The organism is Cellulomonas phragmiteti (assembly GCF_016862775.1).
GTDB classification, from domain to species: domain Bacteria; phylum Actinomycetota; class Actinomycetes; order Actinomycetales; family Cellulomonadaceae; genus Cellulomonas; species Cellulomonas phragmiteti.
Genome location: NZ_BONP01000015.1, coordinates 56,542 through 74,243 on the forward strand (window position 1 = coordinate 56,542; position 17,702 = coordinate 74,243).

At 75.8% G+C, this 17,702-nt stretch carries 18 protein-coding genes; 7 read left to right on the plus strand and 11 right to left on the minus strand.

Going from position 1 to position 17,702, the window contains the following annotated elements:
- Window positions 1-48 precede the first annotated feature (48 nt).
- The 5 genes from Cph01nite_RS12855 to Cph01nite_RS12875 all read left to right on the plus strand — a co-directional run bounded on the left by Cph01nite_RS12855 (window position 49) and on the right by Cph01nite_RS12875 (window position 3,338).
- The gene (locus Cph01nite_RS12855; protein WP_203674769.1) at window positions 49-378 is read left to right on the plus strand and encodes a DUF4190 domain-containing protein; all 330 of its coding nucleotides are present in this window, start codon (window positions 49-51) and stop codon (window positions 376-378) included.
- Window positions 375-1,112, plus strand: a complete 738-nt coding sequence (locus Cph01nite_RS12860; RefSeq protein ID WP_203674771.1) for a response regulator transcription factor — start codon at window positions 375-377, stop codon at window positions 1,110-1,112. Before Cph01nite_RS12855 ends, Cph01nite_RS12860 begins: the two co-directional genes overlap by 4 nt.
- A complete protein-coding gene (locus tag Cph01nite_RS12865; RefSeq protein WP_203674773.1) occupies window positions 1,109-2,056 on the plus strand; it encodes a sensor histidine kinase in 948 nt (315 codons plus the stop codon). The genes Cph01nite_RS12860 and Cph01nite_RS12865 overlap by 4 nt, the downstream gene beginning before the upstream one ends.
- Window positions 2,057-2,131: 75 nt before the next feature.
- Window positions 2,132-2,731: a recombination mediator RecR gene (gene recR / locus Cph01nite_RS12870; protein ID WP_203674775.1), complete on the plus strand. Its 600-nt coding sequence runs from the start codon at window positions 2,132-2,134 to the stop codon at window positions 2,729-2,731.
- Window positions 2,732-2,756: 25 nt separating this feature from the next.
- Window positions 2,757-3,338, plus strand: coding sequence for a DUF5063 domain-containing protein (locus tag Cph01nite_RS12875; protein WP_203674777.1), 582 nt, complete (start codon window positions 2,757-2,759; stop codon window positions 3,336-3,338).
- Between the two features lie 96 nt (window positions 3,339-3,434).
- On the opposite strand, the gene Cph01nite_RS12880 is transcribed toward Cph01nite_RS12875, so the two are convergent.
- From Cph01nite_RS12880 to Cph01nite_RS12890, 3 genes are all read right to left on the minus strand, one after another.
- Window positions 3,435-4,592, minus strand: coding sequence for an ABC transporter permease (locus Cph01nite_RS12880; RefSeq protein WP_203674779.1), 1,158 nt, complete (start codon window positions 4,590-4,592; stop codon window positions 3,435-3,437).
- Window positions 4,589-5,611: an ABC transporter ATP-binding protein gene (locus tag Cph01nite_RS12885; protein ID WP_203674781.1), complete on the minus strand. Its 1,023-nt coding sequence runs from the start codon at window positions 5,609-5,611 to the stop codon at window positions 4,589-4,591. Before Cph01nite_RS12885 ends, Cph01nite_RS12880 begins: the two co-directional genes overlap by 4 nt.
- A 105-nt stretch (window positions 5,612-5,716) precedes the next feature.
- Window positions 5,717-6,256 (minus strand): cellulose binding domain-containing protein, encoded by a 540-nt coding sequence (locus Cph01nite_RS12890; RefSeq protein ID WP_203674783.1) that lies wholly within the window; start codon window positions 6,254-6,256, stop codon window positions 5,717-5,719.
- A 216-nt stretch (window positions 6,257-6,472) separates the two neighbouring features.
- Between Cph01nite_RS12890 and Cph01nite_RS12895 the strand changes: the two genes are divergently transcribed.
- Together Cph01nite_RS12895 and Cph01nite_RS12900 are read left to right on the plus strand one after the other, a co-directional pair.
- Window positions 6,473-7,738, plus strand: a complete 1,266-nt coding sequence (locus Cph01nite_RS12895; RefSeq protein ID WP_203674785.1) for an aspartate kinase — start codon at window positions 6,473-6,475, stop codon at window positions 7,736-7,738.
- 1 nt (window position 7,739) lies between these two features.
- A complete protein-coding gene (locus tag Cph01nite_RS12900; RefSeq protein WP_203674787.1) occupies window positions 7,740-8,801 on the plus strand; it encodes an aspartate-semialdehyde dehydrogenase in 1,062 nt (353 codons plus the stop codon).
- Window positions 8,802-8,969: 168 nt separating this feature from the next.
- On the opposite strand, the gene Cph01nite_RS12905 is transcribed toward Cph01nite_RS12900, so the two are convergent.
- From Cph01nite_RS12905 to Cph01nite_RS12940, 8 genes are all read right to left on the minus strand, one after another.
- On the minus strand, window positions 8,970-9,881 hold the full coding sequence (locus Cph01nite_RS12905; protein ID WP_203674789.1) for a cutinase family protein: 912 nt from the start codon (window positions 9,879-9,881) through the stop codon (window positions 8,970-8,972).
- A 451-nt stretch (window positions 9,882-10,332) separates the two neighbouring features.
- Entirely contained in the window at window positions 10,333-11,139 is an 807-nt protein-coding gene (locus tag Cph01nite_RS12910) for a hypothetical protein (protein ID WP_203674791.1), read from the minus strand.
- Window positions 11,136-11,720 carry a SigE family RNA polymerase sigma factor gene (locus tag Cph01nite_RS12915; protein ID WP_239069246.1) on the minus strand — a complete coding sequence of 195 codons (585 nt, stop codon included), beginning with the start codon at window positions 11,718-11,720 and terminating at the stop codon, window positions 11,136-11,138. Before Cph01nite_RS12915 ends, Cph01nite_RS12910 begins: the two co-directional genes overlap by 4 nt.
- A 14-nt stretch (window positions 11,721-11,734) precedes the next feature.
- A complete protein-coding gene (locus Cph01nite_RS12920; protein WP_203674793.1) occupies window positions 11,735-12,820 on the minus strand; it encodes an amidoligase family protein in 1,086 nt (361 codons plus the stop codon).
- A gap of 44 nt (window positions 12,821-12,864) precedes the next feature.
- The gene (locus Cph01nite_RS12925) at window positions 12,865-13,431 is read right to left on the minus strand and encodes a hypothetical protein (protein ID WP_203674795.1); all 567 of its coding nucleotides are present in this window, start codon (window positions 13,429-13,431) and stop codon (window positions 12,865-12,867) included.
- Window positions 13,432-13,511: 80 nt separating this feature from the next.
- The gene (locus Cph01nite_RS12930; protein ID WP_203674797.1) at window positions 13,512-14,168 is read right to left on the minus strand and encodes a response regulator; all 657 of its coding nucleotides are present in this window, start codon (window positions 14,166-14,168) and stop codon (window positions 13,512-13,514) included.
- Complete coding sequence (locus Cph01nite_RS12935; protein ID WP_203674799.1) at window positions 14,165-15,463, minus strand: sensor histidine kinase; 1,299 nt, start codon at window positions 15,461-15,463, stop codon at window positions 14,165-14,167. Before Cph01nite_RS12935 ends, Cph01nite_RS12930 begins: the two co-directional genes overlap by 4 nt.
- A 26-nt stretch (window positions 15,464-15,489) precedes the next feature.
- A complete protein-coding gene (locus Cph01nite_RS12940; RefSeq protein ID WP_203674801.1) occupies window positions 15,490-17,535 on the minus strand; it encodes a serine hydrolase domain-containing protein in 2,046 nt (681 codons plus the stop codon).
- Window positions 17,536-17,702 lie beyond the last annotated feature (167 nt).

Below are 17,702 nucleotides of genomic sequence, written 5' to 3' on the forward strand. Positions count from 1 at the left end.
GCCGCCCCGCCGCCCCCGCCCCCGACCGCATCCCCGAGAGGAGCGACCATGACTACCCCGCCACCCGGCCCCGCCTACGGCACCGCCCCCGGGTACGGGTACGGCACCGCCCCCGCCTACGGCCCGCCGCCCGGCTACGGCCCGCCCCTCGCGCCCCGCCGCACCAACGCGATGGCGGTCGCGGCGTTCGTCAGCGGCCTGCTGGGCTTCGCGGTCGTCCCCGTGGTGCTCGGGCACGTCGCGCTGCGGCAGATCCGCCGGTCGGGGGACAGCGGTGGCTGGATGGCCGTGGTCGGGCTCGTGCTCGGGTACGGCACCTGCCTGCTGTACGCCCTGCTGCTGCTCGGCGTGCTGGCGTTCTGGGGTGCGCACGCGTGAGAGACCCCGCGCACGTGCTGCTCGTCGACGACGAGCAGGCGATCCTCGACGGCCTCGCTCCGTTCCTGGAACGGTCCGGGCTGCGGGTCAGCACCGCGGGCGACGGTGCGCAGGCGCTCACCGCCCACGCCGCGCAGCCCGCCGACATCCTCGTGTGCGACGTCCTCATGCCCCGGCTCGACGGGCGCAGCCTGGTGCGGCGGCTGCGGGCGGACGGCGACTGGACGCCCGTGGTCCTGCTCACGCAGGTCGGCGAGTCCTACGAGCGGTCCGCCGCTCTCGAGGAGGGCGCCGACGACTACCTCAACAAGCCCTTCGACCCGCAGGAGCTGCTCGCGCGCGTGCGTGCCGTGCTGCGCCGGGCCGTGCCGGGGCAGCCCTCGCTGGCGGCCGCCTCCACGCTCGTCAGCGGCGACCTGCAGGTCGACCGCGCCGCCCGGCGGGTGCTGCTCGCGGGGGTGCCCGTCGCCCTCACGCCGCGCGCGTCGTTGCTGCTGGACTACCTCATGACCCACCCGGGGGAGCTGCTGACGCGCGAGCGGCTGCTGTCGGCGCTGTGGGGCTTCGAGTCCATGGTGACCACCCGTGCGGTCGACCACCGGATCGCCGAGATCCGCCGGGCGCTGGGGGACGACCCCGCCGCGCCGCGGTTCGTCGAGACGGTCCCGCACGCGGGCTACCGCTTCTGCGGTCCGGTGACGCGCGGGGTGCCGACGAGCGGGCCGCGCACGTGAGTCCCGCGCCGACGCGCCGGTGGTGGGCCGCCGCGCTCGCGGTCACGCTCGTCGGCCTCGTCGCCGGGGCAGGGGTGGCCCTGTCGGGGCGCGCGCTGCTGGTCGTCACCACGACGCGGCTGCCGGTGGCGCTCGCGGTCGGCGGGCTCGCCCTGGGCGCCGCGGTGCTCGGGGTCGGTGCCCTGCGGGCGCGTCGCGCGGCGGCGCTCGCGGTCGCCCTGGCGGGTGCCGAGGACGCCGGGCGGGCCGACGAGCGCGCGCGGCACCGTCGGTTCCTCGCGCGCCTCGACCACGAGCTGAAGAACCCGGTGACGGCGATCCGCGCGGCGGCGGCCGGGCTGCCGCCGGGCGACGACCCGGCGGCCGTGCGGGCGCACGCGACCCTCGACGCGCAGGCCGGGCGTCTGGCGCACCTGGTCGCCGACCTGCGCAAGCTGGCGGAGCTCGAGACGCAGCCGATCGAGCAGGAGGACGTCGACGTCGCGCAGGTGGTGCGCGACGCCGTCGACGACGTGTGCGCGCAGGCCGCGGCCGGCGGACGCCCTGCCCCGGCGGTGAGGATCACGCTGCCGACCGTGCCGTGGCCGCTGCCCCACGTCCGCGGCGACGTCGACCTGCTGTACCTGGCGGTCGTCAACCTCGTCGGCAACGCGGTGAAGTTCTCACCTCCCGGCACGCCCGTCGAGGTGCGCGGCTCGGACGAGGACGGTGCGGTCGTCGTCGAGGTCGCGGACAGCGGACCCGGCATCCCCGACGACGAGGTCGGCGTCGTGTTCGACGAGCTGGCGCGCGGCCGGGACGCCCGGGGGACGCCCGGCTCGGGTCTGGGGCTCGCGCTGGTGCGGGTGGTCGCCGAGCGGCACGGGGGCCGCGCGACCCTGCGGTCGCGCGTCGGCCACGGCACGGTCGTCCGCCTCCTCCTGCCGGCCGGCGCCGCGCGGTAGGCGCGCGGCGGACCCGGCCGCCGACCCGGCGCCGCGGCGGCGGGCCGCGGGGCCGTGCACGGCTACGCTGACGGGGTGTACGAAGGCGCGATCCAGGACCTGGTCGACGAGCTCGGGCGGTTGCCCGGGGTCGGCCCCAAGAGCGCCCAGCGCATCGCGTTCCACGTGCTCGCCGCCGACCCGGCGGACGTGCGCCGGCTCGCCGACGCGCTGACCGAGGTCAAGCTGCGCGTGCAGTTCTGCGAGATCTGCGGCAACGTCGCCCAGGAGACGCAGTGCCGCATCTGCCGTGACCCGCGCCGCCTGCTGACGACCATCTGCGTGGTCGAGGAGGCCAAGGACGTCGTGGCGATCGAGCGCACGCGGGAGTTCCGCGGTCGGTACCACGTGCTCGGCGGGGCCATCAACCCGATCGGGGGCGTCGGCCCGGACGACCTGCGCATCGCCCAGCTCATGACGCGGCTCGCCGACGCCACGGTCACCGAGGTCATCCTCGCCACCGACCCGAACGTCGAGGGCGAGGCCACGGCCACCTACCTGGCGCGGCTGCTCGTGCCGATGGGGCTGACGGTGAGCCGGCTCGCGTCCGGGCTGCCGGTGGGTGGCGACCTGGAGTACGCCGACGAGGTCACGCTCGGCCGGGCGTTCGAGGGTCGACGTCGCCTCAGCGCGTGACGACCACCACCACGAGGGGGAACCCATGAGCACCGACGACGAGCGTCCGACGGCGGACGCCGACCTGCGGGACATCGCCGACGCGGTCGCGTCGGAGTCCCGCGGGTTCCTCACGACGGTCACCGAGGTGGCGGCGGGCTCCGCGCCCGACGCGTCCCTGCCGCTGCTGCTGCTCGCGCTGTCCGACCTGCTCGCCGCCGGCGCGCGGCTGGGCGCGACGACGGACGTCGTGCCGCCGTCGCGCTTCGAGCCCGACGTCGGCCCCGACGCCGACCTGGAGCCGCTGCGCGCCAACCTCGCCAACCTCTTCGACGGCATCGACGAGTACGTCGAGGTCGTGGACCCGCTGCTGGGCCCGGAGGTCGAGGAGGCGACGATCTCCGGGGACCTCGTCGCGATCGCGGGAGCCCTGTCCCAGGGCCTGGCGCACCACGCGCGCGGTCACGTGCTCGAGGCCCTGTGGTGGTGGCAGTTCAGCTACCTGTCCGACTGGGGCGAGCGCGCCGCCAGCACGCTGCGCGCCATCCAGACGATCCTCGCGCACGTGCGTCTCGACGTGGACGACGACGTCGCCGCCGAGGCGGAGTACGACGCCCTGCAGCCCTGACGCTGGTCCGCCCGCCGGTCGCCGCCGGTGACCGCCGACCGGAGGGGAGTGGACCGGGGGGCGGGGGCGGACGACCGGCGGGCGGCGTCGGGGGGGTCAGGCCACGCGGGTCCCGCGCGCCAGGGTGCGCTGCGGGATGCGCAAGCGCCGGACGGCGACGACGAACCCGGCGGCGCCGAGCAGCAGGTTGACCGCCAGACCGTAGGGCCACACCGGCCCGGCGCCGTCCCGGGCGGGGATCACGTCCGAGGTGTCCTCCTGCGCCCAGCACTCGTCGAGGATCTCGGGAGCGCCCAGGCGCAGGTCCCGCAGGGCCTGGGTGGTCTGGTTGGCGTAGGCGGCGGCCGTGTACGGCTCCTGCGGGACGTCGGGCACGGCGCCGTCGGCGACCACGGCGAACGGGTTGACGGCCAGCAGCCACCACGTCCACTCGGTGCGGGCGACGGCGCGCTCCTGCACGTCCAGCTCGCAGACCGGCTGGCCGGTGGGCATGCCCTCGTCGTCCATCTGCTCCCAGTAGGAGTCCGGGACGGAGTAGACCTGCACGTCCTGCGTGGTGCTGAGGAACGGGTAGGTCAGGCCGAAGAAGATCGGCGTGAACACGGTGAGCGCCGCGACCGTGACGAACGTGAGGACCGTGGAGCCGGCGGGCCGCGCGGCCAGCGTCGACCAGCCCAGGCCCATGCCGCACACGGCGGCCAGCAGCAGCGCGGTCAGCACGACGACCCGGGGCAGCGTCGCGGCCGGCACGCCGCCCATGGCCAGGGCGATCGCGAAGAACGGCAGGCTGACGGCGAGGAACGCGCAGGCGCTGAGCCACGCGGCCAGCAGCTTGCCGGCGGCGATCTCGGCCGGGGACAGGAGCGTGACCTGCAGCGTCGCGAGGGTGCCGGCGGACCGGTCCCCGTTGACGGACGTCGACGCGAGCGTGGGCGTGACGAGCAGCCCGAGCCCCAGGACGAGGGCCGTGACGACGACGAACAGGACGGGCCCGGCCTCGTCGGTCCGCGCCGCGGACTCGTCGAACACGGTCAGGGCGCCACCGGCGAGGAGCGTGATGGCCCCGACGATGACGAACCACACGACGAGCGCGGCCTTCCACCGCGAGGAGCGCACGCGCTGGCGCAGCTCGAGGGCGGTCACCGTGCGCACACCGTGCCACGTCAGGGTCCAGGTGCCGACGGCGGGCGTGGCCGGCGCGGGAGACGCGGGCGACGCGGGTGCCGGGGTCGGGGGGGTGGTCGTCGCGGTCATCGCCGCTCCTCCTCCAGGGCGAGGTACGCCTGCTCGAGTGCGCCGGCGGCGGGTGCCGACGACACGACGGGGACTCCGGCGGTGACGAGGTCGCGCAGCAGCGCGGCCGCACCGAGCTCGCCGTCGACGTCGACGAGGACGCCGCCGGGAGGCGCGGTGCCGTCGGGTGCCACGTCGGTGGGGCGGACCGCGCCGTCGAGCCGGTACGTGACGCCGGCGGTGTCCAGCCACCCCGTCAGCGCGGGCAGCGACAGGGTGCGCACGTGCCACGTCCGCCGGCCGCTGGCGACGTCCGCGTCGGACATCCCGGCGACCGTGCGGCCGCGCGAGAGGAAGACGGCGTCGTCGGCCATCTCGTCGAGCTCCGACAGGACGTGCGAGGAGACCAGGACGGTGCGTCCCTCGTCGGCGAGGCGGCGCAGCAGGATCCGCAGGTCGACGCGGGACCGCGGGTCGAGCCCGCTCGCCGGCTCGTCGAGCAGCAGCACCTGCGGGTCGTGGACCAGCGCACGCGCCAGGCCCAGACGCTGCTTCTGCCCGCGGGACAGGACCGCCGCGGGCTGGTCGGCGTACTCCGTGAGGTGCACGGTCGCGAGCAGCTCGTCGATGCGTGCGGACGCCGTGGCCCGGTCGACCCGGTACGCGTCCGCGAACGTCGCGAGGACCTCGCGGGCCGTCAGGGAGTCCCAGGTGCCGAACGCGTCGGGCATCCAGCCGGTGCGGGCACGGGCACCGGCGCTGTCGGTCACGGGGTCGTGGCCCGCGACGCGCACCTGGCCGGTGTCCGGCACGAGCAGGCCCGCGAGGATCAGCAGCAGCGTCGTCTTGCCGGAGCCGTTGGGCCCGACGAGCGCGGTCACGGCGCCGGAGCGGGCGACCAGGTCGGCGCCGTCCAGGGCCTTGACCGTGCCGAACGCGCGCCGCAGCCCGCTGACCTCGATGCCGTGCGGGTGGGGGGCCAGGGCGAGGGCGGCGGGCTCGGGGCCGCCGGGCAGCCCGTGCGGTGCGTCGGGTGGCATGACGCCACGCTAGGAGCCGTGCGGTCCGCGCGCGTCCGACCCCGGGTGGACGGTGCGCGGGCGGGCGTCGCCCCCGGGTCGCAGGACGGTGGGGGCGTCGCGCTCTCAGCCCTGGCCGTCGGCGGGCGTCGCCCCCGGGTCGGCGGTGGGGCTCGCCGGCGGCGCGAGCGTGGGGACCGGTGCCACGGTGGGCGTCGGCGTCACCCACGGGGGCATGTACTGCAGGCAGTAGACGCCGTTGACGGTGATGTTCGACGGCCTGGTCCACGCGCCGTCGGACGTGCCCTGGAAGCCGAACCGGAAGGTGCCGTCCACCGGGACGTCGCCGTTCCAGCCGGCGTCCTGGAAGCGGTAGACGCCGTCGGAGCCCGACGACCGCGCGTTCCAGGTGTGCAGGACCCGCTGGCCGGGCGTGTTGGTCCACTCCAGCGTCCACCCGGAGACGGGGACGAGCATCGTGACGGTCAGCTCGGTGACGAACCCGCCGGGCCAGGTGTGGGTGGTCTCCTGCACCGAGCAGTGCCGGATGGGGGACAGCGCCGTGGCGGGCGTCGTCAGCGCGGCCGCCAGGCCCGTGACGGTCAGGGCCGCGGCGGCGGCGCCGGCGACGAGGCCGCGCACCCGCGCGGTCGGGCGTGTGGTCATCGGTGGTTCCCCCCGGTCGGGCGCGTCGGCGCCGTGCGGCGCCCTCGCGGGTGCGCCCGAGCCCACGGTGCTCGATCGAGGACGACCGCGGCCAGTACCCAAACGCTTCAGCCCCGTGGGACGGCCGTCCCGTCATGCGAAATGGCGCCCGTCCGCATCCTGGGCCCGGCCTACACTCGCCGGGTCCCCGACCACCCACCGGAAGCGTCCTGACCCGTGGCCCTCATCGTCCAGAAGTTCGGTGGCTCGTCCGTCGCCGACGCCGCCAGCATCAAGCGCGTCGCCAAGCGGGTGGTCGAGACGCGCAAGGCCGGGCACGACGTGGTCGTCGTGGTCTCGGCCATGGGGGACACCACCGACGAGCTCATCGACCTCGCCCAGCAGGTGACGCCGCTGCCGCCGGTGCGCGAGATGGACATCCTGCTGACCGCGGGCGAGCGCATCTCGATGTCGCTGCTCGCGATGGCCATCAACAACCTGGGCGTCGAGGCCAAGTCGTTCACGGGCCAGCAGGCCGGCGTCATCACCGACGAGGTGTACGGCAAGGCGCGGATCATCGACGTCACGCCCAGCCGCATCAAGGACACCATCGCGCGCGGCGAGGTCGCGATCGTCGCCGGGTTCCAGGGCGTCAACCCCTCGACCAACGACGTGACGACGCTCGGCCGCGGCGGCTCGGACACCACGGCCGTCGCGCTGGCCGCGGCCCTCAAGGCCGACGTGTGCGAGATCTACACCGACGTCGACGGGGTGTTCACCGCCGACCCCCGCATCGTGCCGACCGCCCGCAAGCTGGACCGCGTCGGCTACGACGAGATGCTCGAGATGGCGGCGAGCGGGGCGAAGGTGCTCATGCCCCGCTGCGTCGAGTACGCCCGCCGGTACGACGTGCCCGTGCACGTGCGCTCGTCGTTCTCGACGCACACCGGCACGCTCGTGACCAACCAGGAGGACCCCACCATGGAGCAGCCGATCATCGCGGGCGTCGCGCACGACCGCAGCGAGGCCAAGATCACGGTCGTCGGCGTGCCCGACGTCCCGGGCAAGGCCGCACGGATCTTCGAGATCGTCGCCGGCGCCGGCGTCAACATCGACATGATCGTGCAGAACGTGTCCGCGGCCGCGACAGGGCTGACGGACATCTCCTTCACGCTGCCGGCCACCGACGGTGCGCGCGCGACGTCCGCGCTGACGACCGACCAGCCGACGATCGGGTTCCAGTCGCTGCAGTACGACGACACGATCGGCAAGCTCTCGCTCGTCGGCGCGGGCATGAAGTCGCACCCGGGCGTGTCGGCCCGGCTGTTCGCCGCGCTGTCCGAGGCCGGCGTCAACATCGAGATGATCTCGACGTCGGAGATCCGCATCTCCGTCGTCACCCGCGCGGACTCGCTCGACGAGGCCGTGCGGGCCGTGCACACGGCGTTCGAGCTGGACGCCACCGAGACCGAGGCCGTCGTGTACGGCGGGACGGGGCGCTGACGTGGCTGAGGGTCTGAGGGTCGCGGTCGTCGGGGCGACCGGTCAGGTCGGCGCCGTGATGCGCCGGCTGCTGGACGAGCGGGACTTCCCGGTCGCGTCGATCCGGTACTTCGCCTCCGCGCGCTCCGCGGGCACGACGCTGCCGTGGCGGGGCACCGACGTCGTCGTCGAGGACGTCGCGACGGCCGACCTGGCCGGCATCGACATCGCGCTGTTCTCCGCGGGCGGCTCGACGTCCAAGGAGCACGCGCCGCGGTTCGCGGAGGCGGGCGCGATCGTCGTGGACAACTCCTCGGCGTGGCGCCGGGACCCGCGGGTGCCGCTCGTGGTGTCCGAGGTGAACCCGCAGGCACTCGACGAGATCGAGATCGGCATCGTCGCGAACCCCAACTGCACGACGATGGCCGCGATGCCCGTGCTCAAGGTGCTGCACGAGGAGGCCGGGCTGCGGCGCCTCGTCGTCTCGACGTACCAGGCGGTGTCCGGCTCGGGGCTCGCCGGTGCGCGCGAGCTCGACGGGCAGATCCGCGCGGCGGTCGAGCAGGACACGCTCGCGCTGGTCCACGACGGCGGCGCGGTCGCCTTCCCGTCGCCGGAGAAGTACGTCGCGCCGATCGCGTTCGACGTGATCCCCCTCGCGGGGTCGATCGTCGAGGACGGCCTGCACGAGACCGACGAGGAGCAGAAGCTGCGGCACGAGTCGCGCAAGATCCTCGACGTCCCGGACCTGCTGGTCTCCGGCACGTGCGTGCGCGTGCCGGTCTTCACGGGGCACTCGCTGAGCGTCAACGCCGAGTTCGAGCGGTCGATCTCCGTGGAGCGCGCGACCGAGCTGCTGTCGACGGCGCCGGGCGTGCAGCTCGCCGACGTCCCGACGCCGCTGGTCGCCGCCGGGCAGGACCCGTCGTTCGTCGGACGGCTGCGCCAGGACGAGGGTGCCCCCGACGGCCGCGGGCTCGCGCTGTTCATCAGCAACGACAACCTGCGCAAGGGCGCCGCGCTCAACGCGGTCCAGATCGCCGAGGTCCTGGCGACCCGCCGGTTCGCCATCACCCCCGCCTGACCACCCACCCCACGCCACCCCACCCCACCCCGTACGCGAGAGGTCGATCCAGCCGCAGCCCTGCGGCCGGATCGACCTCTCGCGCTCCAGGGGGGTCCACGACCTGGTGACGAGAGGACGATCCAGCCCCGGAGGGGGTGGGCTGGATCGTCCTCTCGCGTGCGGGGGTCAGCAGGAGGGGACCAGGGTCCAGGTGTCGGTGTCGGTCAGCTGCAGGGCGACGACGTTGCGGCTGCTCAGCGACCCGAGCGCGTCGCGCGAGCCTTGGGCGTAGGTCCGCAGCCAGACCGGGACGGCGCGGCCGTCGCGGACGTGCTGCAGCGTGCTCGCCGAGACGCACTCGCCGACCGGGGCGGGCGCGGGTGTCGTCGGGCCGGGTGCCGGTGCGGCGGGATCGGTCGGGGCCGGGCCCGGTGCCGGCGCCGGTGCGCCGACGAGCGACGCGGCGAACCGCGCACCCTCGGTGACCGTGCCGTTGGTCGCGTAGGTCAGGTGCGCCGAGAAGCGTCCGCCGCTCGGCTCGCAGACCGGGTCCCCCGCGTTGCAGAACTCGACGGCCCGGGTGGCGAAGTCGGGCGCGGCCTGGGCGATGGTGCGGCGGGTGAGCCCCAGCGGGTTGCCGTAGACGACGACCGCCGCGACGCGCGCGGCGAGGTCGGCCGGCAGCGCCGTCCCCGAGGTGACGCCGGTCCGGATGCCGAGGGCGAGGTCGGTGACCGTCGCACCCTGGGAGTACCCGCCGAGGACGAACTGCGTCCCGGGGCAGGCCGCCGCCCGGGCGCGGACCTTGGCGACCATGTCGCCCGACCCGGGGCCGGCGCTGGCCTGGGAGGAGCTCGCGGCGTAGTCGACGGCGGTGGCCACGACGCGGCGGCCGGGCAGCTCGGCGGCCAGGGCGCGCTCGAGCGGGCGCCCGACGATGCCGAGACCGGGGGTCTCGCCGGTGCCGCGGGCGAACACCAGCTCGACGTCGGGGCACGCGGTCGCGGCGGCGGCCCCGCTCGCGGTGGTGAGGGTGGTGAGGGCGGCGAGCGCGGCCACGGTGAGGGCCACGGATCGACGTGCACGGGGGAACGGCATGGAGGGGGACCTCGCTGACGGGGGCGACGGCGGGGTCGCACGGCGACCCCGCCGACCGGTGGGACGGCACCGGCGCGCCCAGAATGTCCGATTCCCACGGCGTGCGGAAGAGTAACAAATCGGTAACGCCCGGACGGGTGACGGGTCACGCGCGCACCCGCCCCGGTCACGGGACGAGGTCATGCCCCCAGGGAGGTGGCGAGAGTGCAATCCAGCCCGGCCGCCGGCAGCGGGCAGGGAGCTGGATCGCACTGTCGTGCGTGATCGCGCGCTGTCGGGCTGGATCGCACTGTCGCGCTTGATCGCGCTGTCGGGCTGGATTGCGCTGTCGGGCTGGATTGCACTGTCGCGGCGAGAGTGCGATCCAGCCCGGCTCGGCCCGGCGCCGGAGGTGCCGGTGGGGTGCTGGATCGCTCTCTCACGCCCGGGGGGTCAAGGGGGGTGGGGGTGGTCACCTGCTGCGGGGGGTGTCGGTGGGGGAGGCGGGGGCCGGGGCCGCCGGCGGGCCCCCCTCCCGCGGGCCGTCGTCCCGCGGGCGGTCGTCCCGCGAGCCGTACTCCGCCGGCGTCGGTGAGGACCCCGGGGCGATCGGCAGCTCCTCACCGTCGAGGACGGCCTGCCCGGCGCGCGCCTTGGCCTCGAACGCCTCGATGCCCCACAGGGCGCCGAGCGCCTCGGCGTCCTCGTACGTGTAGCCGCTCGCGAAGAACGCGTTGACCTCGTCCTCGCCCTCGACGAAGGGGACGTACGCGACGGAGCCGGGGGCGACCGGCAGCTCGACGCCGTCGAGCAGCATCTGCCCCGCGCGCGACTTGGTCTCGACGAGGTCGGTGCCCCACAGCTTGCTGAGCGCGTCGACCTCCCCGACGTCGTAACCCGCCGCCCAGAACGCGTCGTACTGCTCACGGCTGTGACCCTTGGGCAGGAAGGAGACGTCGAGACCGACGGTCCGGGCGGCGTCCTCGACCGCGACCGCGACGCCGGAGAACGGGTTCGCGGCGGCCGCGGCCCCGGCGGCGCCGACGGCGATCGTCCCCGTGACGACGCCCACGGTGAGGATCCGGCCGCTGCGGCGCACCGCCACGGCGCGGGGCGACGTGCGGCGCGCGACCGCGGAGGCCAGGTCCGCGCCCACCGTCGCCGGGTCCGGTGCGACCGTGGCACGCCGCTGCAGGGCGTCGGCGATCCGTGCGGCCAGCTCGTCGTCCGACGGGGCCGCGCCGGCGGGGGTGCCGGAAGGTCGGCGGTGCGGGCTCATCGTGTCTCCGGTGGGGTGGTGAGGTCGGTGTGGCGGAGGGTGGCCAGGGCGCGGGCGGCGTGCGAGCGCACCGTCGCGCTCGACGTGCCGAGCACCTGCGCGATCTCGGGGTCGGTCAGGTTCTCGTAGTACCGCAGCACGAGGACGGTGCGCTGCCGCGGGGGCAGCGACGCGAGGTGCTGCCACATGACGTCGTCGCGGGCCGCGGCCTCGGCGTGGTCGCCCTGCGGTGGTGCGTGCGCCGCGAGCACGTCGTCCGACGCGGGGTGGATCGTGCGGACGTGCCAGCGCCGCCGCCACGACAGGTGCTCGTTGGTCACCATGCGGCGCAGGTACAGGTCGGGCCGTTCCATGAGGGCGATGCGCTGCCAGCGCACGTGCGCGCGCAGCAGCACCTCCTGCACGAGGTCGGCGGCCGTGTGCCCGTCGCCGACCAGCACGGTCGCGTACCGCACCAGGCCCGGCAGGTGGGTGCGGACGACGTCGTCGAGCACCTGGGCCGCCGGCTCCGCCGAGCGCCGGCGGGCGCTGCGCCGGCGGTCCAGCAGGACGACCGGGATCTCGGCGCTCTCGGGGCTCACGGCCCCCAGCGACGTCACCGGACCGCCACGGCCGCGAGCGCGTCGAGCGCGCCGCGGGGGTCGTCCGCCGCGTCGGGGCCCGGGGGCGGCAGCGGTGCGGGGTCGAGGCACCGCAGCAGGAGCCGCTCGACGAGTGCCGCACGCTCGACGATCGACCGGGCGTCGACGTCGCCCGGCAGGATGCGCACCTCGACGGTGTCGCGCAGCGGCCGCGCGGCGACCAGCTGGACGAGGTTGACGTCGGCGTACTTCGTCAGCCCGACGGCACGGGCGGCGTCCTGCAGCCCGGCCCAGCCGTCGTCGGTGTCCTGCCAGCCGTGCTCGACGAGCCGGACCAGCGCGTCCGGCAGCGGCGCGAGCCGGCGGCACCGTGGGTTCGTCCCGAGGGCGGCCCACAGCGGTGCCCGCCAGTGGGCGAAGAGCCGCACGAGGTTGGCCAGGGCGGACGACCGGCGGAACGGGCCCGCGTCGACGTGCAGGTGGACGGCCGCCTCCTGCGGGACGGTGAAGCCGAGCTCGCGCGCGGGGCCGAGCAGGCGCTCGAGGGCCCGGGCGTGGTCGCGCTCGAGCGGCGGCGTGACGATCTCGCAGGGACGTTCCCGCCCGGGCGGCAGGGGCAGGGCGACGGCGATCGACGCGCCCGTCGGGTCGTTGACGCGCGCCGCGGCCTGGAACGCGTCGACGCCGACCCCGAAGAGCGCGGCGACGGGCTCGAGCACGGTTGCCATCGGTGCGTGGGGGTCGACGTGCCGCTCGACGAGCCGCAGCAGCCGGCCCTCGTCGGACAGCAGCCGGTACCACCCCCGGTGCCCGCGCCGCGGCTGCGACCCGGGCACCGGGGCGAGGTCCGCCTCGATGGTGATGTCGTCGACGAACCGGGCGACCGGCTCCCCCGCGGGGCCGGTGACCGCGAACGCCGGCGAGAGGTGGCGGAACACGCTGACGCCCGGCACCGGGGAGGGCTGGCTGTCGGCGTGGAACTCCCGTCGGACGTGGCCCCCGGCACGGGCAGCGACGACGTCCGCCAGCGCCTGCCGGTCGGAGCCCGGCGGGGCCAGCAGCTCGATCTCGAATCCGGTGCGCAGCGTGAGCTCGTCCACGGGGGTCCTCGTCGTCTCGGGCGGTCAGGGCAGCGGGGCGCTCGTCAGGGGGTGACGGACGACCCCGGGGCGACCGGCAGCGCCTCGCCGTCCAGGAGCGCCTGACCGGCGCGGACCTTGGTCTCCCACACGTCCGTGCCCCACAGCGCGGCGAGCGCCTCGGCGTCCTCGTACGTGTACCCGGCGTCCCAGAAGGCGACCGCCGCGTCCCCGGCCGGGTCGTTCGACGGGGTGGAGCCCGGGGGGAACGGCAGGTCGGCGCCGTCGAGCAGCATCTGCCCGACGCGGGACTTGGTCTCCGTGTACTCCGTGCCCCACAGCGCCGCGAGCGCGTCGAGGTCGGCGGTCGTGTAGCCCGACGCCCAGAAGGCGTCGTACTGCGCCTGCGTGTAGCTCTCGAGCGCGGCGGCCTCGCGGGCGAGCGCCTCCTCGTCGACGGGCGTCCCCGGGGTGGCCGCGTCCGGCGCGGCGGCGGCGGGTGCGCCCGGCTCGTCGGCCGCGGGCCGCGCGCTGTTGGCGGCCATCGCGGCGCCGGTGCCGGCGACCGACAGGGCCGTGGCGACGACACCTGCGGCGACGAGTCGCTTGCGGCGGCTGGTGCTGGGGTTCATGCGTCCTCCTGGGTGGGTGGGATGGTGCCCCCTCACAACGCGTCTCACCGCCCGGGATGTGGAGTCCGGCCGCAGCTTCGTCAGCGGGGGGTCGCCAGCCCGGTCCGGTAGGCCCACACGACCGTCTGCAGCCGGTCCCGCGTGCCGAGCTTCGTCATGGCCCGGCCCAGGTGGGACTTGACGGTCGACGGCTCGACGACCAGCGCCTGCGCGATCTCCGCGTTGGACAGGCCCTGCGCGAGCAGGCGGACGATGTCGGTCTCGCGCGGGGTGAGCAGGTCGGCCTCGGCGCCGGGCGCGGGCGCGGGTCGGCGGCGGGCGAACTCGGCGATGACGCGGCGCGTGACCGCCTGGTCGAGCATCCCGTCGCCGCGGGCCAGGCGGCGCACGGCGTCGGCGAGGTCCGCCGGGTCGGCGTCCTTGAGGACGAAGCCCTCGGCGCCGGCCTCGAGCGCACCGAAGACGTACTCGTCGAGGTCGAAGGTCGTCACGACGAGCACCGCGGGACGGTCCCCGTCACGCTCGGCCACGATCTGCCGCGTCGCGGTCAGCCCGTCGCCGCCGGGCATCCGCACGTCCATGCAGACGACGTCCGGCCGGGTCCGCCGCGCCACCGCGACGGCCTCGGGACCGCTGGACGCCTCGCCGACGACCTCCAGGTCGTCGTACTCCTCCAGCAGCACGCGGAACCCCGCCCGCACCACCGCCTGGTCGTCGACCAGCACCACCCGGATCACGCACCCACCGTCCCGTCGTCGCTTCCCGGCGCACCCGCCGGGCCGTCGTCCACCGGCACCCGCAGCCGCACCTGCCACCCGCCGTCGGAGGTCGGCCCGGCGGCGAGCGTGCCGCCGACCAGCGCGGCGCGCTCCCGCATGACGGCGAGCCCCGCACCGCCGCGCTCGCCCCGGGCCGCGCGCACCGCCCGCGCCGGGGCCCCGTTGACCACGTCGAGCACGACGACGCCGGGCGCCCGCTCGACCCGCACCTGCACCGGTGCACCCGGCGCGTGCTGCCGCGCGTTGGTCAGGGCCTGCTGCGCGACGCGGTAGACCGACACGTCCGCGAGCGGTGGCAGCGTGAGGTGGTCGCCGTCGTCGGGGGCGCCGACCTGCGCGAGCTCGACGGTGTCGCCCAGCTCCCGCGCGCCGCGGACCAGGTCGGGCAGCGCCGCGAGGCCGGGGACGGGCGCGCGCCCGTCCGTGACGTCGTCCCCCCGCAGCAGCCCGACGACCTGGCGCAGGTTGTCGAGCGTCTCGCGGCCCTGGTCCCGCAGCCACACGGCGCCGGCACGGGCGGCGGCGGGGTCCCGCCCGACCAGCCGCTCGACGGCCGCGGCCTGCACGACCATGCCGGACAGGTGGTGCGCGGCCACGTCGTGCAGCTCGCGCGCCAGCCGCGCGCGCTCGTCGGCGACGGCGGAGCGGATGCGCGCGTCACGCTCGCGCTCGAGCTGCGCCGCTCGTTCCTGCACCATCCGCAGGTGGTCGCGGCGCGTCGCCAGGTACGAGCCGACCAGCGCGGCGGGGACCCACACGATCGGCGACGACACGGTGTGCTGCAGGAGCGTCTCCGTCCCGCCGCCGTGCGCGACGACGACCACGGCGGAGGCGGTGGCCTCGACCGCTGCGGTGGCCACGGCCCAGCGCAGCGCCCGGCCGGCCGGCAGGGTCGTGCCGAGCGTCGCCCCGACGACGAACGCGGCGAGCGACCGGACGGACAGCTCGGGCGCGAGCGCGACGAGCGCGACCTGCGCCCCGACGGTGACCCCGACCGCCGTCGGCAGGTGCACGCGGCGGATCGCGATCGCGAGCGCCTGGACGACGACCGTGACCAGCAGCGCCGGCACCGCCGCGGCGTGCGGCGCGACGTCCCGCGGGGCACTCAGCACCGTGACGACCGCGAACAGCAGCATCACGACGGTCACGGCCGCCGCCAGCAGCAGGTCCTGCGCGACGGGCCCCCGCACCCCGAGGCGTGACAGGCGCTGGGCCCACCACGCCCCGGGGGCGGAGGCGCGGGACGTCTCCATGCCCGACATCCTCCCGTGCCCGCGGCTCAGTACGTGATGTCCGGCGACGTGAGCAGTAACGTGTTCGCCGCCCACGACACGGCCGCGAACGCGACGACCGTCAGGCTCGCGGCCGTCACGGCGAGCCGGCCGGTCCGGGTGCGGGCCTCGCCCACGAGCCGCCACACGGCGGCGACCAGCCCCAGCACCCCCAGCACGGTGAGCACCTGCACGAGCCGGATCACCACGTCCGGCACGTCACCGAGCTGCGACAGCGTGAGGACCACGTACGCCCAGCCGGCGAGCGCGAGGACGGCCGAGGCGGCAGCCACCCGGGTCAGCGTGCGCGACAGGCGCAGACCCGACGGCGCGGTCCGGTCGCGGTCGGTGCCCGGGGAGCCGGTGCCCGCGCCCGTCGAGGACGCCCCGTCGGCGAGCACCGCCGACCGCGTGGACCGTGCCCGCCGCGCACGGACGGCACGGACGGCCGTTCCGACCGGCCACGCGAGCAGGCCGAGCAGGAGCACCGCAGCGCCCCCGGCGAGCACGGGCAGAGCCGCGGCACGCGACGTGGTCACGGGGACCAGGGTGAACGCGGCATCGTGACCGATCCGCTCGACGCGACCCGCGTCGTCCGCCTGCACCGCGAGGAGCCGGTCGCCGCCGACCTCCCGGTAGAGCCACGGCTCGACCTCCTCGTAGACCGTGGGGTTCGGCCCGCCGAGCCCGGCGGAGAACAGCACCCGGTCGCCCTCGACGACGCGTGCGGTCACCGGCTGCAGGGGCCCGAGCGCCGTGAGGAACGTCGAGTGGAACCCGCGGGTGGACTCGTACGACCCGGCCACCGCCTGCGCGTGCGCCGCGCGGGTGGCGTCGTCGACCGTGCCGGCCGTCGGCGCCCCGTCGGCGGGGAACCACCGGTCCGCGAAGCCGTTGAGCAGGTCCTCACGCACCTGGTAGGCGATCTGCTGCGCGCCGTCGCTGCTGAGGGACAGGTAGATCCCCGCGCCCTCGTCGGGCCACAGCTGCAGGTGGGAGTGGAAGGCCGTCGTGTCGCCGCCGTGCCCGACGACCCGGTGCCCGTGGCGGGACTCGTCGAACCAGCCGAGCCCCATGCGCTGCCCCGCGGCGAGCGCTCCGAGCGTGTCCGCGTCCAGGGCGGGCTCCTGCATGAGCGTGCGCGTCGCGTCCCCGAGGACGGGGGCGCCGGTCGGCTCGCCCAGGTGGGCGAGCATGAAGCGCGCCATGTCGGTGGCGGTGGCGCTCAGCGCCCCGGCCGGCGGCTGACCGACGACCTCGAACGGGATCGGGGCGTCGTCGGACGTCGGGTAGCCCTGGGCGACCCGCGCGGCCAGGTGGTCCGGCAGGGGCTGGGCGAACGACGACGACGTCATGCCCAGCGGGGCGAGGACGCGCTCGTCGACGTACTCCTCGAACGGCTGCCCGCTCACCGCCTCGACGACGTACCCCGCCAGCGCGTTGCCGTAGTTCGAGTACCCGGGGACGGTGCCGGGCGCGAACGGCTGCGCGGGCGGGTCGGTGACGAGACTCGCCCGCAGGTCCGCCGTGCTGCCCGGTGCGCCGATCAGCCCGGCGAGCCGCTCCTCGAACCCGGGGGTGTGCGTGAGCAGGTGGCGCAGCGTCACCGGGTGGTCGAGGTCGAGTCCGAGCCCGGTGTACTGCTCCACGTCCGTGTCGAGGTCGACGCGGCCGTCCTCGACGAGCTGCATGACGGCCGTCGCGGTGACCACCTTGGAGACCGACCCCACGCGGAACAGCGTGGCGTCGGGGTCGACCGGTGTCCCGGCGGCGACGTCCGCGAGGCCGAAGCCCCGTGCCGTGACGACCTCGCCGTCGTCCACGACCGCGACCGTCGCCCCCGCGATGCGACCCTCCTCGAGGGCGGCGGGCAGCGTCTCGTCGAGCCACGCGTCGACGGCGGCGGTGGTGAGGCCCTCGGTCGACGGGGGCGCGGGGACGCGCGGCTCGGGTGCGGCTGCGGCTGTACCCGAGCACGCGGTGAGCACCGCGACGAGTGCGACGCCCGCGAGCGCTGACGCCGCCCGGCGGCGGGGTTGGCGGTGTGTGCCCATGGTGACCTCCTGCGCCGCGAGCGCTGCGGACCTGCTCCGCACCTCCTCCTCACGACCTGCGTCCATGCTGGTCAACGCAGGGGGGTCGGGTCTTCGGGCGCAGCGGGGAACCCGGGTTGCGACCTGTGGGGGAGGACCGGCGGGCGTGGCGTCCTCCGCAGGTCCGT